This window comes from Azospirillum sp. HJ39 (assembly GCF_041507355.1).
GTDB lineage: Bacteria > Pseudomonadota > Alphaproteobacteria > Azospirillales > Azospirillaceae > Azospirillum > Azospirillum thiophilum.
The window spans coordinates 385,836-412,337 of the sequence record NZ_CP167909.1; the positions used below are offsets into that span (position 1 = coordinate 385,836).

At 69.1% G+C, this 26,502-nt stretch carries 23 protein-coding genes; 14 read left to right on the forward strand and 9 right to left on the reverse strand.

Annotated features, from left to right (window positions below; all coding sequences use genetic code 11):
- Positions 1–32 precede the first annotated feature (32 nt).
- From ABMY26_RS09175 to ABMY26_RS09210, 8 genes are read right to left on the reverse strand one after another with little or no spacing between them, the layout of a single operon-like run.
- A complete protein-coding gene (locus ABMY26_RS09175) occupies positions 33–989 on the reverse strand; it encodes a D-2-hydroxyacid dehydrogenase (protein ID WP_372395395.1) in 957 nt (318 codons plus the stop codon).
- Entirely contained in the window at positions 989–1,894 is a 906-nt protein-coding gene (locus ABMY26_RS09180; protein ID WP_372395396.1) for an NAD(P)-dependent oxidoreductase, read from the reverse strand. Before ABMY26_RS09180 ends, ABMY26_RS09175 begins: the two co-directional genes overlap by 1 nt.
- 34 nt (positions 1,895–1,928) lie before the next feature.
- The gene (locus tag ABMY26_RS09185) at positions 1,929–3,188 is read right to left on the reverse strand and encodes a TRAP transporter large permease (protein WP_372395397.1); all 1,260 of its coding nucleotides are present in this window, start codon (positions 3,186–3,188) and stop codon (positions 1,929–1,931) included.
- Positions 3,185–3,745 (reverse strand): TRAP transporter small permease, encoded by a 561-nt coding sequence (locus tag ABMY26_RS09190; RefSeq protein WP_372395398.1) that lies wholly within the window; start codon positions 3,743–3,745, stop codon positions 3,185–3,187. The genes ABMY26_RS09185 and ABMY26_RS09190 overlap by 4 nt, the downstream gene beginning before the upstream one ends.
- Positions 3,745–4,725 (reverse strand): TRAP transporter substrate-binding protein, encoded by a 981-nt coding sequence (locus ABMY26_RS09195; RefSeq protein WP_372395399.1) that lies wholly within the window; start codon positions 4,723–4,725, stop codon positions 3,745–3,747. Before ABMY26_RS09195 ends, ABMY26_RS09190 begins: the two co-directional genes overlap by 1 nt.
- A 59-nt stretch (positions 4,726–4,784) precedes the next feature.
- A complete protein-coding gene (locus tag ABMY26_RS09200) occupies positions 4,785–5,804 on the reverse strand; it encodes a transketolase family protein (RefSeq protein ID WP_372395400.1) in 1,020 nt (339 codons plus the stop codon).
- Positions 5,801–6,658, reverse strand: coding sequence for a transketolase (locus tag ABMY26_RS09205; protein WP_372395401.1), 858 nt, complete (start codon positions 6,656–6,658; stop codon positions 5,801–5,803). Before ABMY26_RS09205 ends, ABMY26_RS09200 begins: the two co-directional genes overlap by 4 nt.
- Before the next feature lie 25 nt (positions 6,659–6,683).
- Positions 6,684–7,433, reverse strand: coding sequence for an SDR family NAD(P)-dependent oxidoreductase (locus tag ABMY26_RS09210; protein WP_372395402.1), 750 nt, complete (start codon positions 7,431–7,433; stop codon positions 6,684–6,686).
- A 208-nt stretch (positions 7,434–7,641) separates the two neighbouring features.
- Here ABMY26_RS09210 and gcvA point away from each other — a divergent pair, with 208 nt between their 5' ends.
- The 8 genes from gcvA to ABMY26_RS09250 all read left to right on the forward strand — a co-directional run bounded on the left by gcvA (position 7,642) and on the right by ABMY26_RS09250 (position 16,952).
- Positions 7,642–8,586: a transcriptional regulator GcvA gene (gene gcvA, locus ABMY26_RS09215; protein ID WP_082109377.1), complete on the forward strand. Its 945-nt coding sequence runs from the start codon at positions 7,642–7,644 to the stop codon at positions 8,584–8,586.
- A 122-nt stretch (positions 8,587–8,708) separates the two neighbouring features.
- A complete protein-coding gene (locus ABMY26_RS09220; RefSeq protein WP_372395403.1) occupies positions 8,709–9,602 on the forward strand; it encodes an SMP-30/gluconolactonase/LRE family protein in 894 nt (297 codons plus the stop codon).
- Positions 9,603–9,624: 22 nt separating this feature from the next.
- Positions 9,625–10,575: a LysR family transcriptional regulator gene (locus ABMY26_RS09225; RefSeq protein WP_372395404.1), complete on the forward strand. Its 951-nt coding sequence runs from the start codon at positions 9,625–9,627 to the stop codon at positions 10,573–10,575.
- Positions 10,576–10,821: 246 nt separating this feature from the next.
- Positions 10,822–11,370 carry a formate dehydrogenase subunit gamma gene (locus ABMY26_RS09230; RefSeq protein ID WP_372395405.1) on the forward strand — a complete coding sequence of 183 codons (549 nt, stop codon included), beginning with the start codon at positions 10,822–10,824 and terminating at the stop codon, positions 11,368–11,370.
- Entirely contained in the window at positions 11,367–12,956 is a 1,590-nt protein-coding gene (locus tag ABMY26_RS09235) for a formate dehydrogenase beta subunit (protein WP_372395406.1), read from the forward strand. Before ABMY26_RS09230 ends, ABMY26_RS09235 begins: the two co-directional genes overlap by 4 nt.
- Before the next feature lie 24 nt (positions 12,957–12,980).
- Positions 12,981–15,836, forward strand: a complete 2,856-nt coding sequence (gene fdhF / locus ABMY26_RS09240; RefSeq protein ID WP_372395407.1) for a formate dehydrogenase subunit alpha — start codon at positions 12,981–12,983, stop codon at positions 15,834–15,836.
- 29 nt (positions 15,837–15,865) lie between these two features.
- On the forward strand, positions 15,866–16,693 hold the full coding sequence (gene fdhD, locus ABMY26_RS09245) for a formate dehydrogenase accessory sulfurtransferase FdhD (protein WP_372395408.1): 828 nt from the start codon (positions 15,866–15,868) through the stop codon (positions 16,691–16,693).
- Positions 16,694–16,724: 31 nt separating this feature from the next.
- The gene (locus ABMY26_RS09250) at positions 16,725–16,952 is read left to right on the forward strand and encodes a formate dehydrogenase subunit delta (protein ID WP_045585716.1); all 228 of its coding nucleotides are present in this window, start codon (positions 16,725–16,727) and stop codon (positions 16,950–16,952) included.
- A gap of 32 nt (positions 16,953–16,984) precedes the next feature.
- On the opposite strand, the gene ABMY26_RS09255 is transcribed toward ABMY26_RS09250, so the two are convergent.
- Positions 16,985–17,980 carry a bile acid:sodium symporter family protein gene (locus ABMY26_RS09255; protein WP_372395409.1) on the reverse strand — a complete coding sequence of 332 codons (996 nt, stop codon included), beginning with the start codon at positions 17,978–17,980 and terminating at the stop codon, positions 16,985–16,987.
- Positions 17,981–18,310: 330 nt separating this feature from the next.
- Between ABMY26_RS09255 and ABMY26_RS09260 the strand changes: the two genes are divergently transcribed.
- The 6 genes from ABMY26_RS09260 (at position 18,311) to ABMY26_RS09285 (ending at position 26,501) form a co-directional block, all read left to right on the forward strand.
- Complete coding sequence (locus ABMY26_RS09260) at positions 18,311–19,483, forward strand: isovaleryl-CoA dehydrogenase (protein ID WP_372395410.1); 1,173 nt, start codon at positions 18,311–18,313, stop codon at positions 19,481–19,483.
- Positions 19,484–19,551: 68 nt separating this feature from the next.
- Positions 19,552–20,733 (forward strand): acetyl-CoA C-acyltransferase, encoded by a 1,182-nt coding sequence (locus ABMY26_RS09265; protein WP_372395411.1) that lies wholly within the window; start codon positions 19,552–19,554, stop codon positions 20,731–20,733.
- A gap of 178 nt (positions 20,734–20,911) precedes the next feature.
- A complete protein-coding gene (locus ABMY26_RS09270; protein WP_372395412.1) occupies positions 20,912–22,045 on the forward strand; it encodes an acyl-CoA dehydrogenase in 1,134 nt (377 codons plus the stop codon).
- A 30-nt stretch (positions 22,046–22,075) separates the two neighbouring features.
- Positions 22,076–23,683 (forward strand): carboxyl transferase domain-containing protein, encoded by a 1,608-nt coding sequence (locus tag ABMY26_RS09275; RefSeq protein WP_372395413.1) that lies wholly within the window; start codon positions 22,076–22,078, stop codon positions 23,681–23,683.
- An 11-nt stretch (positions 23,684–23,694) separates the two neighbouring features.
- Complete coding sequence (locus tag ABMY26_RS09280) at positions 23,695–24,492, forward strand: enoyl-CoA hydratase/isomerase family protein (protein ID WP_372395414.1); 798 nt, start codon at positions 23,695–23,697, stop codon at positions 24,490–24,492.
- 5 nt (positions 24,493–24,497) lie between these two features.
- On the forward strand, positions 24,498–26,501 hold the full coding sequence (locus ABMY26_RS09285; RefSeq protein ID WP_372395415.1) for an acetyl-CoA carboxylase biotin carboxylase subunit: 2,004 nt from the start codon (positions 24,498–24,500) through the stop codon (positions 26,499–26,501).
- Position 26,502: the final 1 nt, after the last annotated feature.

Here is a 26,502-nt window from a genome sequence, read left to right on the forward strand (position 1 = left end):
AATGGGAGCGGCGGGCATCGCCCGCGGCGCCGTCACGTCACGAGGTTGATCGGCCGTCCGGCCGCGAAGGCCTCGATGCAGGCGGTCACCTGATCGGCGACCGCCTGCCGGGCCTCGGCGCTGGCCCAGCCGATGTGGGGCGTCAGCAGGAAATCGGTGCGCCCGGCGAGGCGGAGGAAGGGATGGTCCGGCGGCGGCGGCTCGACCGCGGTGGCGTCGACGGCGGCGCCGGAGATCAGCCCGCCCTCCAGCGCGCGGACCAGCGCCATGTCGTCGATCAGCCCGCCGCGCGAGGTGTTGATCACCAGCGGCCGGCGCGCCATCCGGGCGAATTCCGGCCCGCCCAGCAGATGGCGGGTTGCGGGCGTCAGCGGACAATGCAGGGACAGCACGTCGCTCTCGGCCAGCACGGCGTCGAACGGCGCATGGTCCGGCCCGCTTGCCGTCTCCCCCTTGCGGCCGGCGAACAGCACGCGCATGCCGAAGGCGCGGGCGATGCCGGCCACCGCCTGTCCGATGGCGCCGCGCCCGACGATGCCGAGCGTGGAGCCGTGCAGGTCGCGGATCGGATGGGTCAGCAGGGTGAACTGCCCGCCGTCCTGCCAGGCCCCGTCGGCCACCGACTGCCGGTAGGCCGGCAGGGAGCGGCGCAGCGCCAGCATCAGGGCGAAGACATGCTCCGGCACGGTGTGGACCGCATAGGCGCGGACGTTCGACACCGCGATGCCGCGCGCCCGGCAGGCGGCGACGTCGACATTGTCCGTCCCGGTCGCCGCGACGGCAACGAAGCGCAGGTTGGGCAAAAGGTCCAGCGTCCCGGCGTCGAGCGGCACCTTGTTGACGATCAGGATGCTGGCATCCCGTGCCCGCTCCACGATGTCCCCGGGGGCGGTGCGGCCGTACTGCACCCAGCCGTGCGGGATGGCGGGACGGCGCAGCGCGATGTCCGCCCCCATGGTGTCGTGGTCGAGGAAGGTGATGCGGTCCATCACGGCCTTCCCCCGACGGTGCCGTTCACGGCGTGATAGCTGCGGATCACCTGGCTGTCGTCCATCGCCCCCTCGCCGCGGCCGGAGGTGGCGAGGAACATCTGGTGGGCGACGGCGGCGAGCGGCAGCGCCGCCTTGGCGTCGCGCCCGGCCTCCAGGACGATGCCGAGATCCTTGACGAAGATGTCCACCGCGCTGGTGATTCCCGGCTCCGCCTCCAGCATGCGGGGACCGCGGTCCTTCAGCATCCAGCTCGACGCCGCCGAACCGCTCATGATCTCCAGCAGCACCGCGAGATCGACGCCGACCTTGGCTGCAAGCGCGAAGGCCTCGGCCACCACGGCGATGTGGACGCCGCACAGCAGCTGGTTGACGGTCTTGACCGTGGCGCCCTGTCCCGGCTTTTCGCCGACATGGAAGACCTTGTCGCCCATCGCCGCCAGCACCGGCCGCACCCGGTCCAGCGTCGCGGCGGGGGCCGCGGCCATGATCGACAGGGTTCCGGCCACCGCCCCCACCACCCCGCCCGACACGGGAGCGTCGACGAAGCGGCGCCCGGCCGCCTCGACCCGCTCCGCCAGGGCGGCGACAGCGGCCGGCGGACAGGTCGCCATCAGGACCACCGACCCGCCCGCCGGCAGCGCCTCCAGCGCGCCGCCGTCGAACAGGACGGCCTCGGCCTGGGCGGCGTTGACCACCATCAGCACCAGCGCCTCGGTACCTGCCGCAGCGTCCGCCGCGGTCGCGGCGGCAGCCCCGCCCGCCGCCGCCAGAGCCGCCACGCTCTCCGCCCGCATGTCGAAGCCCCGCACCGCGAAGCCCCTGGCCAGCAGATTGCGCGCCATGGGCAGGCCCATGGAACCGAGGCCGATGAAAGCCACTGTCGTCAAACCCACTGTCGTCATGGTGTCGAAATCCTTGGATTGGAAGGCGTGCGGCTCAGTACAGGATGGTCGCCGGCACGTAGGACACGAGGCCCAGCACGATCAGCGCGACCAGATAGAAGGGCCACAGCTCGCGCACGATGGCGCCGATCGGCTCGCGGGAGATGGCGGCGGAGATGAAGAGCGTGGTGCCGATGGGCGGGGTGAACAGCCCGATGCTGAGATTGACCGCCATCACGATGCCGAGCTGGATCGGGTCCATGCCGATGGCGCCGCCGACAGCGACGAAGGTCGGGCCCAGCAGCAGGATCGCCGCCGGCAGGTCGAGGAACATGCCGACCACCAGCATGATCAGGTTCATCGCCAGGATGATCAGCCAGGGTTCCTTCAGCACGCTTTCCGCATAGGAGGCCACCGCGTTCGGGATCGCCTCGGTGATCAGGACATAGCCGACGAGGTTGGACGCGGCGATGACCAGCATGACGACGCCGGTCGTCACCACCGTGCCCATCAGTGCGGCATGGACGCGCTTCCAGGTCAGGTCGCGGTAGATCAGGAGGCTGACCAGCAGCGCATAGGCGACGGCGACGACGCTGACCTCGGTCGGGGTGGCGATGCCGAAGCGCAGCAGCACCAGGATGAAGGCCGGCATCAGCAGCGCCGGCAGGGCGGCGACGGTGGCCAGCCCCAGCGCCCGCAGCCCGCCTTCGCTCTTCAGCAGCGGGAAGTGGCGGGTGCGGCCGCTGACATAGCACACGATCATCATGCCGCCGGCCAGCATGAGGCCCGGCAGGATGCCGGCGAGGAACAGCGAGGCGATCGAGGCGTTCGACACCGCCGCATAGAGGATCAGCGGGATGGACGGCGGGATCAGGCCGGCGATCACCGACGAGGACGCGGTGGCCGCGGCGGCGAAGGCGGGCGGATAGCCCTCACGCTTCTGCCAGGGGATCAGCATCGATCCCAGCGCCGACGCCTCGGCCACGGCGGAGCCGGAGACGCCGCCGAAGATGGTCGAGCCGACGACGGTGACCTGGGCCAGCCCGCCATGGTAGCGCCCGACCAGCGCCGCGGCGAAGCGGACCAGCTTCTGGCCCAGCGTGCCGCTCATCATCAGCGCGCCGGACAGGATGAAGAAGGGAATCGCCAGCAGCGGGAAGCTCTGGGTCGGCTGGAACAGCTTGATGACCGAGATGACGGTGGGCACGGAGCCCAGCGTCATCACCGCGGCGCCGGAACTGATGACCAGCGCATAGCCGACCGGAAAGGACAGGAACAGGAGAAGGCCGAAGACGGCGACCATCAATGCGGTCATATCTCTTCCTCCGACACATGGGCGCGGACTGACCGCGGATCCTCGGCGATCAGAAGGCGCAGGAAGGTGGTGACGGCGGTCAGCCCCACGCCGACGAAGCCGGCGATCAGCGACAGGTAGGCCCAGCGGGCGCTGATGCCGGTCACCGGATAGATCTCGCTGCCGGTGATCTCGATGACGGCGAGGCCGATATAGGCGAGATAGAAGAAGGTCGCGCCCACCACCACCTGCATCGCCAGCAGCAGCGCCCGCGCCGCGCCGCGGGGCAGCATGTCGAGCAGCAGCGTGACCGAGATGTGCGCACCCTTCTGCGCCGCCAGCACGACGCCGCCCATCACCAGCCAGGGGAACAGCAGGTTCGGCAGTTCAGACGGCCAGCCCAGACCCTGGGTGGTGAGGTAACGGACGACGACCTCCGCCCCCAGCGCCAGGAACAGCACGACCAGCGACAGGATCGATACGGCGGCGGCAACGGCGGCGATCGCGCCGTCGGCCGCCTGGAGGAGGGTGGCGGGAAACCCCGCCACCCCCTGCTCCCGCCCGTGGGAAACCGCCATTACGGCGCCGCTCCGGCCGCAGCCTCCTTGCGGACCAACGCCACCAGATCGGGGAACTGCTTCTCCCACTTGTCATAGACCGACTTCGTCTTGGCGACGAAGGGGGCCGGGTCGACCGTGTTGAACTTGACCCCGGCATCCTCCATTTTCGACCGCAGCTCACTATCGGCCTTGGCGGACATCTCGCGGTTCAGCTTGCCGGCCTCGGCAGCCGCGTCCAGCACCGCCTTCTGGTCGGCCTTGGACAGCGTGTCGAACACCATCTTGCTGGCCAGCAGCGGGGTCGATTCATACTTGTGGCCGGTCAGCGAGATGTATTTCTGCACCTCGAAGAGCTTGGAGGAGTGGATGTTCATCAGCGGGTTCTCCTGCCCGTCGACCACGCCCTGCTGCAGCGCGATGTAGAGTTCGGAGAAGGCCAGAGGCGTCGGGTTGGCGCCCAGCGCCTTGAAGATGTCCACCGTCATCGGGTCCGGCGGCGTGCGGATCTTGATGCCGGCCAGATCCTCCGGCTTGGTGATCGGCCGCACGTTGTTGGAGACGTGGCGGATGCCGTTGTCCCACATCGCCAGCAGCACCAGCCCCTTGGTCTTCGACACCTCGTCCAGCTTCTTCGCCACCGGGCCGTCCAGCATCTTCCAGGCCTGCGGCAGCGACTGGAACAGGAAGGGCAGGCCGAGCACCGCATATTCCGGAACGACGCCCGAGGTGGTGCCCTGCGAGTTGGCGCTGAAGGCCAGCGTGCCCAGCCGCATGCTGGTCAGCGCCTCGACGTCGTCGCCGTACTGGGCGCTGCCGCCGACCTCGATCTTCACCCGCCCGTCGGTCTTCTTGGCGACGAGTTCCGCGAACTTCAGCGAGGCTTCCGCCTTCGGATTGCCCGGGGCCGCGTTGTGGGCCAGGCGCAGGACCTGCTGGGCCCAGGCCGGCGAGGCGACCAGGGCGGTGCCCATCACCAGCGACAAAAGCAGCTTCTTCATCGGTTCTCTCTCCCTATGGACGTTTGTTGGTTCGAGCGGGTGTATCGGGTCGGGACGCTCTACAGCCAGCCCCTGATGCTGGCCGCCATGGCGTCGGTGGAGATGCCGTAGAGGTCGTGCAGGGTCGGCAGGGCGCCGGCCTTCAGGAACTCGTCGGGCAGGCCGATCTGGCGGAAGACCGGGGCGACGCCGCCGCGCAGCAGGGTGCCGGCCACCGCCTCGCCCAGCCCGCCGATGACGGTGTGGTTCTCGGCGACCACCACCATGCGGCCGGTCCGCCCGGCCTCGCGCAGGATGGCTTCGGTGTCGAGCGGCTTGATGGTCGGGACGTGCAGCACCGCGACGCCGACCTTGTCGGCCTCCAGCCGCTGCGCCACCTCCAGCGCCCGCATCGTCATGATGCCGGACGAGATGACCAGCACGTCCGAGCCGTCGCGCAGCAGCTTGGCCTTGCCGAGCTCGAACCTGTAGTCGTACTCGTCCAGCACCAGCGGGACGTTGCCGCGCAGCAGGCGCATGTAGACCGGGCCCTGGTGGGCGGCCATGGCGGGCACCACCTGCTCGATCTCGTGGGCGTCGCAGGGGTCGATCACCACCATGTTCGGCATGGCGCGCATCAGCGCCAGATCCTCCGCCGCCTGATGGCTGGGCCCGTAGCCGGAGGTCAGGCCGGGCAGGGCGCAGGCGATCTTGACGTTGCGGTTCTCCTCCGCAATCGTCTGATGGACGAAATCATAGGCGCGGCGCGAGGCGAAGACGGCGTAGGTGGTGACGAAGGGCATCATGCCCTCATGCGCCATGCCCGACGCCGCCCCCATCAGCAGCTGCTCGGCCATGCCCATCTGATAGAAGCGCTCGGGATGGGCCTGGGCGAAGATGTGCAGGTCGGTGTATTTGCCGAGGTCGGCGGTCATGCCGACGATCTCCGGCCGCTGCCTCGCCAGCTCGACCAGCGCATGCCCGAAGGGGGCTGGCCTGGTCCGCTGTCCCTCCGCCGCGATCGAGGCGATCATGGCCGAGGTCTTCAGGCGCGGCTTGGCCGGATTGGCGGCGGCGGTGGCGCCGGTGGTGGTGCTCATGCGGTCCTCCCGGCGTCGAGCGCGTCCAGCGCAAGCTGCCATTCGTGCGCGTCGACGCGGATGAAGTGGTTCTTTTCGCGGGCTTCGAGGAAGGGCACGCCCTTGCCCATCTTGGTGTCGCAGACGATCATCCGCGGCTTCTGGGCCGGGTGGGACTTGGCGGCGTCGAAGGCGGCGACCACCGCGTCCATGTCGTTGCCGTCGATCCGCTGGACGAACCAGCCGAAGGCCTCCAGCTTGTCGACCAGCGGCTCGAACGCCATGACCTGGGTGGACGGGCCGTCGGCCTGCTGGTTGTTGACGTCGACGATGGCGATCAGGTTGTCGAGCTTGTAATGGGCGGCCGACATGATGGCTTCCCACACCGACCCCTCGTCCAGCTCGCCGTCGGAGAACAGGGTGTAGACGCGGCTGGCCGATGCCTTGCGCTTCAGCCCCAGCCCGATCCCGACCGCGATGCTGAGCCCCAGCCCGAGCGAACCGCCCGACATCTCCATGCCCGGCGTGTAGCTGGCCATGCCCGACATCGGCAGGCGGCTGTCGTCGCTGCCGTAGGTCTCCAGCTCTTCCGCCGGGACGATTCCGGCCTCGATCAGCGCGGCGTAGAGGGCGATGGCGTAATGGCCGTTGGACAGCAGGAAGCGGTCGCGCTCCTCCCAATGCGGATCCTCGGGCCGGTACTTCATGGCGTGGAAATAGGAGACGGCCAGCACGTCGGCGATGTCCAGCGCCTGCCCGATATAGCCCTGGCCCTGCACCTCGCCCATCAGCAGGGCGTTGCGGCGGATGCGGTAGGCGCGTTCGGCCAGCGGCACATTGTGCCCCAGCGGGGTGGTGTCGGTTGCGGTGTCCACGGGGAGTGTCTCCAGCATTTCGGGATCAGTGGATCAGCATGCCGCCGTTGACGTCCAGCGTGGCCCCGGTGATGTAGGAGGACAGCTCCGACGCCAGGAACAGGCAGGAACGGGCCACATCCTCGGCGTCGCCCAGCCGGTTCAGCGGGATGCCCTTGAGGATCTCCGTGCGCAGCTCGTCGGTCAGCTTGCCGCCGGTGATGTCGGTCTGGATCAGGCCGGGGGTGACGGAGTTGACGCGGACATTGTCCGGCCCCAGCTCGCGCGCCATCGCCTTGGCGAGGCCGAGGACGCCGGCCTTCGCCGCGCTGTAGTGCGGGCCGCCGAAGATGCCGCCGCCGCGCTGCGCCGAGACCGACGAGATGCAGACGATGGAGCCCGCCTTGCGCTCGCGCATGTGGGGGACGACCGCCTGGCTCATGTACAGCGTGCCGCGCAGGCTGACGTCGGTCACCGCCTCGTAGTTCTTCGGGCCGATGTCCATGAACTTCAGCGGCTGGGTGATGCCGGCATTGTTGACCAGCACGTCGATGCGGCCGAACTCCTCGACCACGCGGGTCGAGGCGGCGAAGCAGGCGTCGCGGTCGGTCACGTCGCAGGCGAAGCCGCGATGCGCCTCGCCCAGTTCGGCGGCGGCTTCGGCGGCCTGGGCGCCGTCGAGATCCAGGATGATCGCGCGGCCGCCATGCAGCGCGAAAAGCCTCGCGGTCGCCTTGCCGATCCCGCGGCGCGACGCGGCGCCGGTGATCACGCAGACCTTGTTGGACAGCAGCATGCTCGCTCCCTCTTGTCGAAGCAGGCTCCGCCGTGGCGGCGCTGGGCATGCCGCGGCGGAGCGTCGGTTTCGCTCGGTTGTGGTGGTTTCGGTGGGGCTGGCGGATGATTCGCCCAGCCGAAGATTGAGGTGATCCTATGGTCTTGAGATGAATTCGACAAACGAATAAGATCGCTCATCGATGAACTGAATTCATCTGAATGGTGCGATGCGGAAACGGATCTCCATCAAGGCTTTGCAGGCCTTCGAAGCCGCGGCGCGGCTCGGTTCCTTCGCGACCGCGGCGGAGGATCTCGGCCTGACGCCCTCGGCCATCAGCCATCAGGTGAAAATTCTGGAGGAACAGCTTGGCCTGCCGCTGTTCCATCGGGTTCACAGGTCGGTCGCCCTGACCGATGCCGGCCGGACCTATGCCAACGAGATCATCGGCGCCTTCGCCCGGATGGAGGCGGCCACCCGCAACGTCACCACGACCGGCAGCGGCACCACCATCCTCACCGTGCGCTCGATGCCCAGCTTCGCCACCCAATGGCTGATGCCGCGGCTGACCCGCGTGAAGGCGCTGCACCCCGCCATCGACATCCGCCTGCAGGCATCGGTGTCGCCCATCGACCTGACGGCCGGGGCGGTGGACGTCGACATCCGCTACAACCCCGGCCCGCCTCCCGCCGGCTGCGTGCTGGAGCAGTTCCCGGAGGACATCATCGTGCCGATGTGTTCTCCGGCGCTGGCCAACGGCCTGAACCCGATCCGCGAGCCCCGGGATCTCAGCCGCCACATCCTGATCCATTCGGAGGTCAACATCCTCGGCTGGCGCGACTGGGCGCGGCGGCAGCGCGGCGTGCAGCTGGACATGGAACGCGGCCTGCGCTTCGACCGCTCCTTCATGGCGATCAGCGCCGCGGCGGACGGGATGGGCGTGTGCCTGGACAGCCTGCTGCTCGCCCGGCAGGAGCTTCAGTCCGGCCGCCTCGTCGTTCCCTTCCCCACCCACGGGCTGCGGGCGCAGGGGCACGGCTTCGTGACGTTGAAATCGACGGCCGACCTGCCGAAGATCCGGTTGTTCCGCCAATGGCTGTTCGGCGAGCTGGAAGCGGGCCGCCGGTGGGAGGAACAGTATCTCGCCTCGCTGGGAGAGGTCGGCGGCAGCTGACGGCGCTGCTGTGCCGGTCTTCCCCGCCTGCCCTCCCCGCCTGCGGGGTTGATCGGACGGCCGATCTGTCCGACCCTGCCGGTCCGTTGGAGAGTTTCCGTCCGAACACCGAGGATCATGCGATGACCGCCGGCCCCGCCTTCACCTGTGTGCTCGACGCCCGTGCCAAGCTGGGGGAGGGGCCGGTCTGGTCGGCGGCCGACCAGGCCCTCTACTGGGTCGACATCAAGGGCCGGGCGCTGAACCGCTTCGATCCGGCGACCGGCGCCACCCTTGTCCTGCCGCTGCCGGAGGAGATCGGCTGCGTCGCGCCACGCAAGGGCGGCGGCTTCATCGCCGGGCTGCGCTCCGGCCTGTGGCAGCTGGACGGGGAGGGCGGGTTGGTCGCCTGCCTCGCCGCCAATCCCGAGGACCAGGGGGCCAGCCGCTTCAACGACGGCAAGGTCGACCCGGCCGGCCGCTATCTCGCCGGCACGCTCGACGAGCCCAAGGCGGGCGGCAAGGCGCATCTCTACCGCTACGACCATCGCGGGCTGGCGGTGCTGGCCGGCGGTCTGCTGACCTCCAACGGCCTCGCCTTCAGTCCGGACGGGCGGACGCTGTACCATGCCGACACCCCGACCTTCACCGTGCGCCGCTACCGCTACGATCCCGCGACCGGCGAAATCTCTGACGGCGAGGTGTTCATCCGGCTCCAGCCCACCGCCGACGACCGCGGCCGGCCCGACGGCGCCGCGGTGGACGCGGAGGGCTGCTACTGGACCGCGCTGTACGAGGGCGGGCGGGTGGCGCGCTTCTCTCCCGACGGCGTGCTGCTGTCGGAGCATCCGGTGCCGGCCCGCTGCCCGACCATGGTCGCCTTCGGCGGCCCGGACCTGCGCACCCTCTACCTGACCACTGCCAGCGCCGGCCGCCCGGCCGACGAGCTGGAACGGTTCCCGCAATCGGGCGGCCTGTTCGCCATGGCGGTCGAGGTGCCGGGCCTGCCGGTGCCGCCGTTCGACCCGGCGGCCTGACAAGCGGGGAGGGGGGCCGGCGATGTTCCGCAAGTTCATCTATCTGCTGGCGCTGGCGCGCGAGAAGCATTTCGGCCGCGCGGCGGAGAGCTGCCACGTCTCGCAGCCGACCCTGTCCAACGCGATCCGCCAGCTGGAGGAGGAGCTTCAGGTCCCCATCGTCGAGCGCGGCCAGAAGTTCGAGGGCTTCACCCCGGAAGGGCTGAAGGTGCTGGAATATGCCCGCCGCATCGTCGGCGAGCGCGACAGCCTGCGGCATGAGCTGCTGGCGCTGGCCCAGGGCGTCACCGGCCATCTGCGGTTGGGCGCCATCCCGACGGCGCTGCCGGCGGTTCCCCATGTGCTGACGCCCTTCACCGCGCGCTTCCCGCACATCCGCGCCACCGTCACCTCGCTGAGTTCGCGCGAGATCCAGCGCGGTCTCGACGAGTTCGAGCTGGACGCCGCCATCACCTATCTCGACAACGAGCCGCTGAACAACGTCCGCACCCTGCCGCTCTATTCGGAACGCTATTACCTGCTGGCCCGGCGCGCCGACCTGTCCGACGCGCTGATCGCGCAGGAGGCGGTGCCGTGGGAGAAGGCGGCCGACCTTCGGCTCTGCTTGCTGACCTCCGACATGCAGAACCGCCGCATCGCCGACACCGCCTTCCGCATGACCGGGCGGACGGTGGAACCGGCGATGGAGACCAACTCCATCGTCACCCTCTACACCATCGTGCGGGCAGGATCCTGCGTCAGCATCGTTCCCGGCCAGCTATTGACCTTCGTTCCGCCCCTGCCGGAGCTGGTGGCGCTGCCGCTGGTCGATCCGGAGCTGAGCCATGTCGTCGGGCTGGCCTATGCCGACCGCGACCCGCCGCCGCCGCTGGCCAAGGCGCTGGCGGTCGCCGCGGCCGATGCCGACATCGCCCAGCGCGTCGCCATCGGCGTCGCCGACGCGATGATTCCCTGGCGGCTGGCGATCCGCTGAGGGCGGCGTTTTTCCCCCTCCCCCGCCCAGCGGGGGAGGGCCGGGGTGGGGGCATCGTCAGCCGACGCCCAACCATGATAGCCAAAAGCTATCAGCCCATCAGAAAATACAATTTGCTGGTATACCGTATCCTCCGTCACTCTGACGGTGCCGGGCGACGATTGACGGCCGGACGAACCGACAGAGCCAAGCCAGAACGACGCCGACGCAAAGAGCGGCGCGGACGATCGCAAGGAGGGACACCCCGTGAACGCTTGCCAACCGTGGAGCGCTGAGCGCGCCATGACGATTGTCGCAGACAATCGGCATCTGCGCGGCGCCCTGCTGCCGATCCTTCACGCGCTGCAGGAAGAGTTCGGCTACATCGACGAGGAGGCCATCCCCCTGCTGGCGACGGAGCTGAACCTCTCGCGCGCCGACGTGCATGGCGTGGTGTCCTTCTATCACGAATTCCGCCGCGAGAAGCCCGGCCGCCACATCCTCAAGGTCTGCCGGGCCGAGGCCTGCCAGTCGATGGGCGCCAACGCGCTGGTCGACCACATCAAGAAGCGGCTCCAGGTCGATTTCCACGGCACCACCGCCGACGGCGCCTTCACGCTCGAACAGGTCTTCTGCCTGGGCAACTGCGCGCTGTCGCCGGCAGTCATGATCGACGAGAACCTGCATGGCCGGGTGTCGCCGGACCGCTTCGACGAGCTGGCGGCCGAGATGCGGGCCGACCCGCAGGCGCACCGGCAAATTCCCCGCACCCTCAGCCATTCCCACAAGGACAGCCAGAAGGGGCACGCGCAATGAGCGGCCATCTGATCACCGTCTATGTCCCGCGCGATTCCGCCGCCCTGTCGGTCGGCGCCGATGCGGTGGCCGCCGCCATCCGGGCCGAGGCGTCCTCGCGCGGCCTGCCGCTGCGCATCGTCCGCAACGGCTCCCGCGGCATGCTCTATCTGGAGCCGCTGGTCGAGGTCGAGACGGCGGAGGGCCGCGTCGCCTACGGTCCGGTCACCCCGGCCGACGTGCCCGGCCTGTTCGACGCCGGCTTCCTGACCGGCGGTGGGCATGCGCTCGGCCACGGCCCGACCGAGGACATCCCCTATTTCAAGAAGCAGGAGCGGCTGACCTTCGCCCGCTGCGGCATCATCGATCCGCTGTCGGTCGAGGATTACCGCGCCCATGGCGGCTTCCGCGGGCTGGAGAACGCGCTGGCGATGTCTTCGGCGGAGATCGTCAAGGTCGTCACCGACAGCGGCCTGCGCGGCCGCGGCGGCGCAGGCTTCCCCACCGGCATCAAGTGGAACACGGTGATGCAGGCGAAGGCGGACGAGAAGTTCGTCTGCTGCAACGCCGACGAGGGTGACAGCGGCACCTTCGCCGACCGCATGATCATCGAGGGCGACCCCTTCTGCCTGATCGAGGGCATGACCATCGCCGCCATCGCGGTGGGGGCGACCTCGGGCTACGTCTACATGCGCTCGGAATATCCGCACGCCACCGCGACCCTGCGCCACGCGATCAAGCTCGCCTATGACGAGGGCTGGCTCGGCGACAACATCCACGGCACCGACCGCACCTTCCACCTCGACGTCCGCGTCGGCGCCGGCGCCTACATCTGCGGCGAAGAGACCGCGATGCTGGAAAGCCTGGAGGGCAAGCGCGGCATGGTCCGCGCCAAGCCGCCGCTGCCGGCGCTGGAGGGCCTGTTCGGCAAGCCGACCGTGGTCAACAACGTGCTGTCGCTCTGCTCGGTGCCGATCATCCTCGACAAGGGCGGCGAGTATTACCGCGACTTCGGCGTCGGCCGGTCGCGCGGCACGCTGCCCTTCCAGCTCGCCGGCAACATCAAGCAGGGCGGCATCGTCGAGAAGGCGTTCGGCATCACCCTGCACGAGCTGCTCTACGAGTATGGCGGCGGCACCATCAGCGGCCGGCCGATCCGCGCGGTGCAGGTCGGCGGCCCGCTCGGCGCCTACCTGCCGCCCTCGCAGTTCGACCTGCCCAAGGATTACGAGGCCTTCGCCGCGCAGGAGGCGATGGTCGGCCATGGCGGCATCGTCGTCTTCGACGATACCGTCGACATGGCCCGGCAGGCCCGCTTCGCCATGGAGTTCTGCGTGGCGGAATCCTGCGGCAAATGCACCCCCTGCCGCATCGGCTCGACCCGCGGCATGGAGACGCTGGACAAGATCATCGCCGGCAAGAATGTCGACGCGAACCTCACCCTGCTCGCCGATCTCTGCGAGGTGATGGTGGACGGCTCGCTCTGCGCCATGGGCGGCATGACGCCCTATCCGGTGCGCAGTGCCGTCAAGCATTTCCCCGAGGATTTCCGCAAGACGCCCAGGAATTCCGGGGCCGTCCGCGTCACCCACATCGCCGCCGAATAACGAGCGATCCCAGGAGCACCCGAGATGACCCTCATCCACGAGACCGACTTCGGCACCCCCGCCCGCGTCTCCGAGACCCTGGTGACGCTGGAGATCGACGGCCGCAGCATCACCGTGCCGGAAGGCACCTCCGTGATGCGCGCGGCGATGGACGCCGGCATCACCGTGCCGAAGCTCTGCGCCACCGACAGCCTGGAGCCGTTCGGCTCCTGCCGCCTCTGCATGGTGGAGATCGAGGGGCGCCGCGGCACCCCGGCCTCCTGCACCACGCCGGTCGCCCCGGGCATGAAGGTGCATACCCAGAACGACCGGCTGGCGAAGCTGCGCCGCGGCGTGATGGAGCTGTACATCTCCGACCATCCGCTCGACTGCCTGACCTGCGCCGCCAACGGCGATTGCGAGCTGCAGGACATGGCCGGCGCGGTCGGCCTGCGCAACGTGCGCTACGGCTATGAGGGCGACAACCATCGGGCCGCCGCGAAGGACGAGAGCAACCCCTACTTCACCTTCGATGCGTCCAAATGCATCGTCTGCTCGCGCTGCGTCCGCGCCTGCCAGGAGACCCAGGGCACCTTCGCGCTGACCATCGACGGCCGCGGCTTCGCCTCGTCGGTGTCGCCCGGCGCCAAGGAAAACTTCATGGACAGCGAGTGCGTGTCCTGCGGCGCCTGCGTCCAGGCCTGCCCGACCGCGACCCTGACCGAGAAGTCGATCATCGAGCACGGCCAGCCCGAGCACAGCGTCATCACCACCTGCGCCTATTGCGGTGTCGGCTGCTCCTTCAAGGCCGAGCTGCAGGGCACGACCGTGGTGCGCATGACGCCCTGGAAGGACGGCGGCGCCAACGAGGGCCACAGCTGCGTCAAGGGCCGCTTCGCCTGGGGCTACGCCACCCACAAGGACCGCATCATGAAGCCGATGGTGCGCGAGCGGATCACCGACCCGTGGCAGGAAGTGTCGTGGGAGGAGGCGATCGCCTACGCCGCCGAGCGGCTGAAGGCGGTGCAGGCGAAACATGGCCGGGGCTCCATCGGCGGCATCACCTCGTCGCGCTGCACCAACGAGGAGGTCTACGTCGTCCAGAAGATGATCCGTGCCGCCTTCGGCACCAACAACATCGACACCTGCGCCCGCGTCTGCCATTCGCCGACCGGCTACGGCCTGTCGCAGACCTTCGGCACCTCGGCCGGCACCCAGGATTTCAAGAGCGTCGACAAGTCCGACGTCATCCTGGTCATCGGCGCCAACCCGACCGACGGCCACCCGGTGTTCGGCTCGCGCATGAAGCGTCGGCTGCGCGCCGGGGCCAAGCTGATCGTCGTCGACCCGCGCCGCATCGATCTGGTGCGCAGCCCGCACGTCCAGGCCGACTACCATCTCCAGCTCCAGCCCGGCACCAACGTCGCCGTGGTGAATGCCATCGCCCACGTCATCGTCACCGAGGGGCTGGTCGACCGTCCCTTCGTCGAGGAGCGCTGCGATCCCAAGGAGTTCGCAAAGTGGGAGGCGTTCATCGCCGAGCACCGCAACTCGCCGGAATATCTGGAATCCCGCACTGGCGTGCCGGCCGACCTGATCCGCGGCGCCGCCCGCCTCTACGCCACCGGCGGCAACGCCGCGATCTACTACGGGCTGGGCGTGACCGAGCACAGCCAGGGCTCCAGCACGGTGATGGCGATCGCCAACCTCGCGATGGCGACCGGCAACATCGGCCGCGAGGGCGTCGGCGTGAACCCGCTGCGCGGCCAGAACAACGTGCAGGGCTCGTGCGACATGGGCTCCTTCCCGCACGAGCTGCCGGGCTACCGCCACGTCTCCGACGACGCCGTCCGCGCCGAGTTCGAAACCGCCTGGGGCGTCACGCTGGATCCGGAACCCGGCCTGCGCATCCCCAACATGTTCGACAGCGCGCATGACGGCAGCTTCCGCGGCCTGTTCGTGCAGGGCGAGGACATCGTCCAGTCCGATCCCAACACCCACCATGTCACCTCGGCGCTGGAATCGCTGGACATCGTCATCGTCCAGGACCTGTTCCTGAACGAGACGGCGGCCTTCGCCCATGTCTTCTTCCCCGGCACCTCCTTCCTGGAGAAGGACGGCACCTTCACCAACGCCGAGCGCCGCATCAACCGCGTCCGCAAGGCGATGCCGTCCAAGGTGGGCCGGGACGAGCATTGGGTCGCCTGCGCGCTGGCGACGGCGATGGGCTATCCGATGCATTACGACAGCACGGCGCAGATCATGGACGAGATCGCGTCGCTGACCCCGACCTTCCGCGGCGTCAGCTTCGAGAAGCTCGACCGCGTCGGCAGCGTCCAGTGGCCCTGCACCGGGTTCGAGGACGACGACACCGGCATGGCGATCATGCATGGCGAAACCTTCGCCCGTGGCCTCGGCCGCTTCGTGATCACCGAATATGTGCCGACCGACGAGCGGACGACGCGGATGTACCCGCTGGTGCTGACCACCGGCCGCATCCTCGCCCACTACAATGTCGGCGCGCAGACCCGCCGCACCGCCAACGTGGCCTGGCATCCGGAGGATGTGCTGGAGATCAACCCGGTGGATGCCGAGATCCGCGGCGTCAAGGACGGCGACATGGTGTCGCTCGCCAGCCGCATGGGCGCCACCACGCTGAAGGCGGTCATCTCCGACCGCATGCCGGCCGGCGTCGTCTACACCACCTTCCACCACCCGGTGACCGGCGCCAACGTCATCACCACGGAAAATTCGGACTGGGCGACCAACTGCCCCGAATATAAGGTGACGGCGGTGCAGATCACCCGCAGCAACCAGCCCTCGGACTGGCAGGTCGACTACGCGAGGAACGACGTCGAGCGCAAGCGGATCGCCGCCGCCAACGTCATCGCCGCCGAATGACCGTGGCCTCGCGCTGAGGAGAAGGAATCATGACCGCGATGCCTTCGGGGCCGATCCGTCCGGACGACAGTTCCATGTGCTCCATCGCCGTCACCGGCACCGGCTTTCCCGCCGGTGTCGGAGCGGAGGAGGGCGCCGACGTCGAATGGCAGGTGCCGGAGGAGACCGCGGTCGCCTTCGAATACAATGGCCGCTCCCATGCGGTGATGATGGCGACCCCCGGCGATCTGGAGGATTTCGCGCTTGGCTTCAGCCTGGCCGAGGAGATCGTCGGGACCGCTGCCGATATCGAGAAAACCTCCGTGCGGGAAACGCCGCTGGGCTTCGTCGTCAACATGACGGTCGATCCCCTGCGGCTCCTGCGCGGAAGCCTGCGCAGCCGGTCCATGGAGGGGCGGAGCGGCTGTGGCCTGTGCGGCGTGGACAGTCTTGTCCACGCCGTTCGGGAGCCCCGGAAGATCACGGCGACGCTGGAGGTGGAGCCGGCCGCGGTCGCCGCCGCCTTCCGCGCCCTGCCGGACCACCAGCCGATGAACCGGGCCAACCGCTCGGTCCACGCTGCCGCCTGGTGCGCGCCGGATGGTGCCATCCGGATGGCCCGCGAGGATGTCGGCCGCCACAACGCGCTCGACAAGCTGATCGGCGCCATTGCCCGGTCCGGCGCCGATCCGGCCACCGGCTTCGTGGTGATGACCAGCCGGTGCAGCTTCGAGCTGGTGCAGAAGACCGCCGCGGTGGGCATCCCGCTGCTGGCGACCATCTCGGCGCCGACGGCGCTGGCGCTCGAGCTGGCGCGCACCGCCGGCCTGACTTTGGGAGCGCTGTCGCGCCGCGACGGCATCATCCTGTTCCGCTGATCCCAACCCCCACGTCACGGGAGAGACACCGATGAGCCACACGAACCATGCCAAGGAACTGGTCCGGATGGCGAACCAGATCGCCGTCCATTTCGCCACCTATCCGCACGAGGAGGCGGTGACGGAGACGGCGACCCACATCCGCAAATTCTGGGATCCGCGCATGCGCGCCGGCCTGTTCGCCCATGTCAAGGCCGGCGGTGAGGCCGACCTGCACGAGGTGGCGCGCGGCGCAGTGGGGATGCTTCAGGCCCGCTGACCGGTGTAAGGGCGCGCCGCTGCCGCCGTCCGTCAGGACGCCGCCGGCAGCGCGTCCCGCGCCTGTTCCTCGTCGGCGTAGCGGCGGGCGAGGACGGCGCAGACCATCAGCTGGATCTGGTGGAACAGCATCACCGGCAGCAGCACCAGCCCGGCCGTGGCCGGCGCGAACAGCAGGCCGGCCATCGGCACGCCGCTGACCAGCGACTTCTTCGAGCCGCAGAAGACGATGGCGGTTTCGTCGGCGCGTGAGAAGCCCAGGCGGCGGCTCAGCAGCGTGGTGCCGACCAGGAACACCGCCAGGATGGCGCAGTCGACCAGCACCACGATTCCCAGCGCCGCCGGCGGCACCTGGGTCCATAGGCCGTTCGCCACCGCCTCGCTGAAGGCGAGATAGACGACCAGCAGGATCGATCCGCGGTCGGTCACCCGCAGCACCGACTTGTGCCGCGCCGCCCAGGCGCCGACCCAGCGCCGCAGCAGCTGGCCCAGCACGAAGGGCAGCAGCAGCTGCGCCGCGATGGTCTGGAGCGTGTCCAGCGACAGCGCCCCGCCCTGCACCTTCAGGAACAGCGCGACCAGCAGCGGCGTCATCAGGATGCCGGAAATGTTGGACAGGGTGGAACTGCACACCGCCGCCGCCACATTGCCCCGCGCCATCGAGGTGAAGGCGATGGAGGATTGGACGGTGGAGGGCAGCAGGCAGAGGAACTGCACGCCGATGGCGAGCGCCGGGGGCAGCAGCCGTTCCGGCATCGTCTCCACCACCAGCCAGCCGATCAGCGGGAAGGCGACGAAGGTCAGGGCGAAGATCAGCAGGTGCAGGCGCCAGTGGCCGATGCCCGCCACCACCTCTTCCCGCGGCAGCCGGGCGCCGTGCAGGAAGAACAGCAGCGCGATCGCCGCCTCGGCCAGCCAATGGACGCCGAGCGCGAGCTGCCCATGCACCGGCAGCACGGATGCCACGCCGACTGTGGCCGCCAGGGCCATGGTGAAGCCGTCCAGGTTCGGGCGCGGTACGCGGATCATCGTCACAGGCTCCTCAACGCGGCGTGTTCCCCGGCGTGTTCCCCGGGGCGTGTTTCAGGTATACAGTATCCAATACCTACCCCCGCAGCGCAGCAATTGGGAAGCGCGACCATGCCGCATCCGGCCCGGTCAGGCGCATGGCAGCCTTGAATGGATTGGCTTTTTCGGCCTCTTTCCACGATGCGGAACCGTATCCGCAGCGGAGCATCCCCCTAATCCCTTGAGCCGGCATAGATTTCCGAAGCGCTCAGCTTGCCCCTTGCCTCGCGCCCAGCCATACGGTAACGTATGGTCAAAGCGCGGATAATTTCCCAGGGGAGCGATACGCCCATGCTGTCCAACCAGTACCCGAGCCTGAATTTCGACCTCGGTGAATCGGCCGACATGCTGCGCGATTCGGTGCGCAGCTTCGCCGCCGACGAGATCGCCCCCCGTGCCGCCGAGATCGACCGCTCCAACGAGTTTCCGAACGACCTCTGGCGCAAGATGGGCGACCTCGGCATCCTCGGCGTGACCGTCGACGAGGAGTATGGCGGCGCCGGCATGGGCTATCTGGAACATGTGGTGGCGATGGAGGAGGTGTCCCGCGCCTCGGCCTCGGTGGGCCTCAGCTACGGTGCCCACTCCAACCTCTGCGTCAACCAGATCCGCAAGAACGGCACCGAGGAGCAGAAGCGCCGCTATTTGCCCAAGCTGATCTCCGGCGAGCATATCGGCGCGCTGGCGATGTCGGAGCCGAACGCCGGGTCGGACGTGGTGTCGATGAAGCTGCGGGCCGACAGGAAGGGCGACCGCTATGTGCTGAACGGCACCAAGATGTGGATCACCAACGGCCCCGACGCCGACACGCTGGTGATCTACGCCAAGACCGACGTCACCGCCGGGCCGCGCGGCATCACCGCCTTCCTGGTCGAGAAGGGCTTCAAGGGCTTCTCGGTGGCGCAGAAGCTGGACAAGCTGGGCATGCGCGGCTCCAACACCGGCGAGCTGGTGTTCGAGGATTGCGAGGTGCCGGAGGAGAATGTCCTGGGCGGCGTCGGGCGCGGCGTGAACGTGCTGATGTCCGGGCTGGATTACGAGCGCGCGGTGCTGGCCGGCGGGCCGCTCGGCATCATGCAGGCCTGCATGGACGTGGTGATCCCCTACCTGCACGACCGCAAGCAGTTCGGGCAGGCCATCGGCGAGTTCCAGCTGATGCAGGGCAAGCTGGCCGACATGTACACCATCATGAACGCCGCCAAGGCCTATGTGTACACCGTCGCCAAGGCCTGCGACCGCGGCGAGACCACCCGCAAGGACGCCGCCGCCGCCATCCTCTATTCCGCCGAAAAGGCGACGTGGATGGCGCTGGAGGCCATTCAAACCCTGGGCGGCAACGGCTACATCAACGAATACCCGACCGGCCGCCTGCTGCGCGACGCCAAGCTCTACGAGATCGGCGCCGGCACCAGCGAGATCCGCCGCATGCTGATCGGGCGCGAACTGTTCAAGGAAACGGCCTGAAGGCCGGGAAACCGCGTAAAGCGGTTCGGCAAAGCATAGAGAGCATCGAGGGAAAGGGACCGACCACCATGACCGACAGCATCGTCATCGCCGCCGCCGCCCGCACGCCGATGGGCGGCTTCCAGGGCGACCTCATGGGCCTGACCGGCCCGCAGCTGGGCGCCGCCGCCATCCGGGCGGCGCTGGAGCGCTCCGGCCTGCCCGTGGACGCGGTGGACGAGGTGTTCATGGGCAACGTGCTGTCGGCCGGGCTGGGCCAGGCTCCGGCGCGGCAGGCCGCGCTCGGCGCCGGGCTGCCGAAGGCGGTCGGCTGCACCACCATCTCCAAGGTCTGCGGCTCGGGCATGCGGGCGGTGATGTTCGCCCATGACGTGCTCAAGGCCGGCTCGGCCAGGATCGTGGTTGCCGGCGGCATGGAGAGCATGTCGAACGCCCCCTACCTGCTCGACCGTGCCCGCGGCGGCTACCGCATGGGCCACGGCAAGGTGCTGGACCACATGTTCTTCGACGGGCTGGAGGACGCCTACGACAAGGGCCGGCTGATGGGCACCTTCGCCGAGGAATGCGCCGGCAGCTACGGCTTCACCCGCGAGGCGCAGGACGCCTTCGCCATCGAGAGCCTGAACCGTGCCCGCAAGGCGACGGAGGATGGCTCCTTCGCGGCGGAGATCGCGGCCGTCACCGTGAAGGGTCGCAAGGGCGATACGCTGGTCGAGCGGGACGAACAGCCGCTGAAGGCCGATCCGGCCAAGATCCCGACGCTGAAGCCGGCCTTCGCCAAGGATGGCACGGTGACGGCGGCCAACGCCTCCTCGATTTCCGACGGCGGCGCGGCGCTGGTCGTCACCACCCGCGGCGAGGCGGAGAAGCGCGGCCTGCGCGTAATCGCCGAGATCAAGGGCCACGCCAACCACGCCCAGCTCCCGGCTTTGTTCACCACAGCGCCGGTCGGTGCGATGCAGAAGCTGTTCGACAAGGTGGGCTGGTCGGCCCGCGACGTCGACCTGTTCGAGATCAACGAGGCCTTCGCGGTCGTCACCATGGCGGCGATGCGCGACCTCGACCTGCCGCACGACAAGGTGAACGTCCATGGCGGCGCCTGTGCGCTCGGCCACCCCATCGGCGCGTCGGGGGCGCGGCTGATCGTGACGCTGCTGGCGGCCCTGGAGAAGTACGACCTGAAGCGCGGCGTGGCCAGCCTGTGCATCGGCGGCGGCGAGGCGACGGCGATCGCGGTGGAGCGGGTGTAAGGGGAGGCTATTGCCCCCTCCCTAACCCTCCCCCGCCTTTGGCGGGAGAGGGAACTCCGCCGCCCTTTCCCAAGCATCCTACCCCCTCTCCCGCCAAAGGCGGGGGAGGGATGGGGAGGGGGCACAGCACGCCACCAACAAAGCACCAACAAAGAACCATCGTCCGAGGAAACGCCCGATGCACCTGACCGAAGAACAGACCATGGTCCGCGACATGGCCCGCGCCTTCGCGCAGGACCGGCTCGCCCCGACCGCCGCCGAGCGCGACCGCAGCGGCGCCTTCCCCAAGGCGGAACTCGCCGAGATGGGCGAGCTCGGCCTGATGGGCATGCTGGTGCCGGAGGAGTTCGGCGGCGCCGCCACCGACCATGTCGCCTACGCGCTCGCCATCGAGGAGATCGCCGCCGGCGACGGCGCCGTCTCCACCGTCATGAGCGTCCACAACTCGGTCGGCTGCATGCCGATCCTGAAATTCGGCACCGACGCCCAGAAGGACCGTTTCCTGAAAGCCATGGCGCGCGGCGAGATGCTGGGCGCCTTCTGCCTGACCGAGCCGCAGGCGGGCTCCGACGCCTCGGCGATCAAGACCCGCGCCCGGCGCGACGGCGATCATTGGGTGCTGAACGGCACCAAGCAGTTCATCACCTCGGGCTCGCAGGCCGACGTCGCCATCGTCTTCGCGGTGACCGACCCGGCGGCGGGCAAGAAGGGCCTCAGCGCCTTCATCGTGCCGACGGACACGCCGGGCTATCAGGTGGCGCGGACCGAGGAGAAGCTGGGCCAGCACTGCTCCGATACCTGCCAGATCGTGTTCGAGGACTGCCGGGTTCCCGCCGACCTGATGCTCGGGGCCGAGGGCGCCGGCTACAAGGTGGCGCTGGCGAACCTGGAGGGCGGGCGCATCGGCATCGCCAGCCAGTCGGTCGGCATGGCGCGTGCCGCGCTCGACCATGCCGTCCGCTACGCCCAGGAGCGCCAGAGCATGGGGGTGCCGATCGTCCAGCACCAGGCCGTCGCCTTCCGCCTCGCCGACATGGCGACCCGGGTGGAGGCGGCCCGCCAGCTCGTCCTGCATGCCGCCTCCCTGCGCGACGCCGGGGTGCCCTGCATGAAGGAAGCGGCGATGGCCAAGCTGTTCGCCTCGGAGATGGCGGAGAAGGTCTGTTCCGACGCCATCCAGATCCATGGCGGCTACGGCTACCTCAACGATTTCCCGGTCGAGCGTATTTACCGCGACGTCCGGGTCTGCCAGATCTACGAGGGCACCAGCGACATCCAGCGGCTCGTCATCAGCCGCGCCCTCATCCAATAACCAAGACCGCCAAACCGGGAGGAAGACGGCATGACCGTCCTGAAGAGCGCCCTCAACGCGCGCTCCGCCGAGTTCCAGGCCAACGCCGACGCCATGCAGCTTCTGGTCGACGATCTGCGCCGGAAGGTCGCCGCCATCCAGCAGGGCGGCGGCGCCAAGGCGCGCGACAAGCACCTCGCCCGCGGCAAGCTGCTGCCGCGCGAGCGCATCCGCCAGCTGCTCGACGTCGGCTCGCCCTTCCTGGAGCTGTCGCAGCTCGCCGCCGACGGCGTCTATGCCGACGACATCCCGTCGGCCGGCATCATCGCCGGCATCGGCAGCGTCGCCGGGCAGGAATGCATGATCGTCGCCAACGACGCGACGGTGAAGGGCGGCACCTACTACCCGCTGACGGTCAAGAAGCATTTGCGGGCGCAGGAGATCGCCCAACAAAACAACCTGCCCTGCATCTACCTGGTGGATTCGGGCGGCGCCAACCTGCCCAACCAGGACGAGGTCTTCCCCGACCGCGACCATTTCGGCCGCATCTTCTACAACCAGGCCAACATGTCGGCCGAGGGCATCCCGCAGATCGCGGTGGTCATGGGAAGCTGCACCGCGGGTGGCGCCTATGTCCCGGCGATGTCGGACGAGGCGATCATCGTCCGCAACCAGGGCACCATCTTCCTGGGCGGCCCGCCGCTGGTGAAGGCCGCGACCGGCGAGGTGGTGTCGGCCGAGGATCTGGGCGGCGCCGACGTCCATTCCCGCACGTCAGGCGTCACCGACCATTACGCGATGAACGACGCGCACGCGCTGGCGATGGCGCGCCGCGTGGTGTCGAACCTGAACCGCGCCAAGCAGATCGACCTGGATCTCCGCGAGCCGGAGGATCCCGCCTTCGACCCGCGCGAGCTCTACGGCGTCATCCCCAGCGACGCCCGCAAGCCCTTCGACGTGCGCGAGGTGATCGCGCGGGTGGTCGACGGTTCCCGTTTCGACGAGTTCAAGCCGCTCTACGGCACGACGCTGGTGACCGGCTTCGCCCACATCTTCGGCTATCCGGTCGGCATCATCGCCAACAACGGCATCCTGTTCAGCGAATCCGCTCTGAAGGGCGCCCATTTCGTCGAGCTGTGCTGCCAGCGCCGCATCCCGCTGGTGTTCCTGCAGAACATCACCGGCTTCATGGTCGGACGGAAATACGAGGCCGGCGGCATCGCCAAGGACGGCGCCAAGCTGGTCACCGCGGTCGCCTGCGCCAAGGTGCCGAAATTCACCGTCATCATCGGCGGCAGCTACGGCGCCGGCAATTACGGCATGTGCGGCCGCGCCTACAGCCCGCGCTTCCTGTGGATGTGGCCGAACGCCCGCATCTCGGTGATGGGCGGCGAGCAGGCGGCCGGCGTGCTGGCCCAGGTCAAGCGCGACGCGATGGAGGCCCAGGGCAAGCCCTGGTCGGCGGAGGACGACGAGGCGCTGAAGGCGCCGATCCGCGCCCAGTTCGAGCGCGAGAGCCACGCCTACTACGCCAGCGCCCGCCTGTGGGACGACGGCATCATCGACCCGGCCGACACCCGCATGGTGCTTGGGCTGGGGCTGTCGGCGTCCTTGAACGCGCCGGTGCCGAAGACGCCCTTCGGCGTCTTCCGGATGTGATGGAGGCGGGCATGAGCGACATTCTCCGAAACGATATTCTGGTCGACATCGCTGACACCGGCGTCGCCACCGTCACCATGAACCGCGGCGACGTCCACAACGCCTTCAACGAGCAGGTCATCGCGGACCTCACCTCCGCCTTCCGCCGGGTCGGCGAGGATCCGGCGGTGCGCGTCGTCCTGCTGCGCGGGGTGGGCAGGAGCTTCTCGGCCGGGGCCGACCTGTCCTGGATGAAGAAGATGGCCGGCTACTCCCATGAGGAGAATCTGGCCGACGCCATGGGCCTCGCCACCATGCTGCGCACGCTTGACGAATGCCCGAAGCCGACGGTCGCCGTGGTGCAGGGTCCGGCCTTCGGCGGCGGCGTCGGGCTGGTGTCGGCCTGCGACATCGCCATCGGCGTCGACACCGCGACCTTCGCGTTGTCGGAGGTGCGTCTCGGCATCATCCCCGCCGCCATCAGCCCCTATGTCATCGCCGCCATCGGCGAGCGCGCCTGCCGGCGCTATTTCCTGACCGGCGAGCGCTTCGGCGCGGCCGAAGCCCACCGCATCGGCCTGCTGCATGAGCTGACCGACGCCGCGGGGCTGGAAGACGCGGTGGCGAAGATGGTGAAGAGCCTGACGGACAGCGCCCCGACCGCGGTCAGCGCCGCCAAGGAGCTGATCCGCGCCGTCGCCCGCCGGCCGCTGACCGAGGAGGTCATGCGCGACACGGCGGAGCGCATCGCCCGCCAGCGCGCCAGCGCTGAAGGCAAGGAGGGCGTCGGCGCCTTCCTCGAAAAACGCACCCCGTCCTGGCGGAGCTGACCCAAATGTTCGACAAGATCCTGATCGCCAATCGCGGCGAAATCGCCTGCCGGGTCATCCGCACCGCCCGCCGGATGGGCATCCGCACGGTCGCCGTCCATTCGGAGGCCGACGCCAAGGCGATGCATGTCCAGATGGCCGACGAGGCCGTCTGCATCGGTCCGGCCCCGGTCGGCGAAAGCTACCTGCGCGGCGACGTCATCCTCGACGTGGCGAAGCGCACCGGCGCCCAGGCCATCCATCCCGGCTACGGCTTCCTGTCGGAGAATGCCGGCTTCGCCGCCGCCTGTGCCGAGGCCGGCGTGGTCTTCATCGGCCCGCCGATCGACGCCATCCGCGTCATGGGCTCCAAGGCCGAATCCAAGCGGCTGATGGCGAATGCCGACGTGCCGCTGGTGCCGGGCTATCACGGCACCGACCAGGATTTCGCCACCCTGTCGGCGGAGGCGGAGCGCATCGGCTACCCGGTGCTGGTCAAGGCGTCGGCCGGCGGCGGCGGCAAGGGCATGCGCGTGGTGCGCGCCGCCGCTGAACTGGCGGACGCGGTGGCCGGTGCCCAGCGCGAGGCCAAGGCCGCCTTCGGCGACGACAGCCTGCTGCTGGAGAAGTATCTCGCCCGCCCGCGCCATGTCGAAATCCAGGTCTTCTGCGACACCCACGGCAACGGCGTCTATCTGTTCGAGCGCGATTGCTCGGTCCAGCGCCGCCACCAGAAGGTGATCGAGGAGGCGCCGGCCCCCGATCTTCCCGACGACCTCCGCCGCCGCATGGGCGAGGCCGCGGTGGCCGCCGCCAAGGCGGTCAGCTATGTCGGCGCCGGCACCGTGGAATTCCTCTATGAGGATGGCGGCTTCTACTTCATCGAGATGAACACCCGCCTCCAGGTGGAGCATCCGGTGACCGAGAAGATCACCGGCCTCGATCTGGTCGAGTGGCAGCTGCGCGTCGCCGCCGGGTCCGAACTGCCGCTGCGCCAGGACCAGCTGACCCGCCGCGGCCACGCCTTCGAGGCGCGGCTCTATGCCGAGGACCCGCAGCGCGACTTCCTGCCGGCCATCGGCAGGCTGCTCCGCCTGCGCCCGCCGTCCGAGAGCGAGCATGTCCGCGTCGACACCGGCGTCCGCGAGGGCGATTCCGTCACCATGTTCTACGACCCGATGATCGCCAAGCTGATCGTCTGGGACGAGGACCGCGACAGCGCGCTGCGCCGCCTGCGCGTGGCGCTCGCCGAGTATGAGGTGGTCGGCGTCACCACCAACGTCGCCTTCCTCGGCGCCATCGCCGGCCATCCGGCCTTCCGGGCGGTGGAGATCGACACCGGCTTCATCGAGCGCCACCGCGCCGACCTGCTGCCGCCGCCGGCCCCGGTCGCCGACCGGGCGCTGGCGGCAGCCTCCCTGTCGGTGCTGCTGAAGCGCCGGGAGGAGGCCCAGGCCGCGCTGCGCGCCCGCTCCGACCGCCATTCGCCCTGGCTGCTCGCCAATGGCTGGCGGCTGAACGAGGAGAACCATTACGACCTGCGCCTGATGGACGGCGAGACGGCGCGCGAGGTGACGCTGCATTTCCGCGGCGACGATTACGAGGTCGCGGTGGATGGCGGCCACGCGATCCCGGTCGCCGGCGTCGCGCTGGCCGACGGCGTGCTGACCGCGACGCTGGACGGCATGCGCACCCGCGCGACCGTCGTCCAGCAAGGCCTCGACATCACCGTGCTGATCGACGGCGCGGTGTCCCGCCTGACGCTGGACGACCCCAGCGCCCGCGCGGCGGAGCAGGAGGGCGGCTCCGGCCGCCTGACCGCGCCGATGCCGGGCACCGTGGTCCGCGTGCTGGTCGAACCGGGCCAGAGCGTGGAGGCCGGCGCGCCGCTGATGCTGCTGGAAGCCATGAAAATGGAGCACACCATCAAGGCGCCGGCGGCCGGTATCGTCAGCGCCGTGAATTTCTCGGCAGGGGATCAGGTGTCGGAAGGCGTCGACCTGCTGGTTCTCGACATCGCGGAGGCGTGAT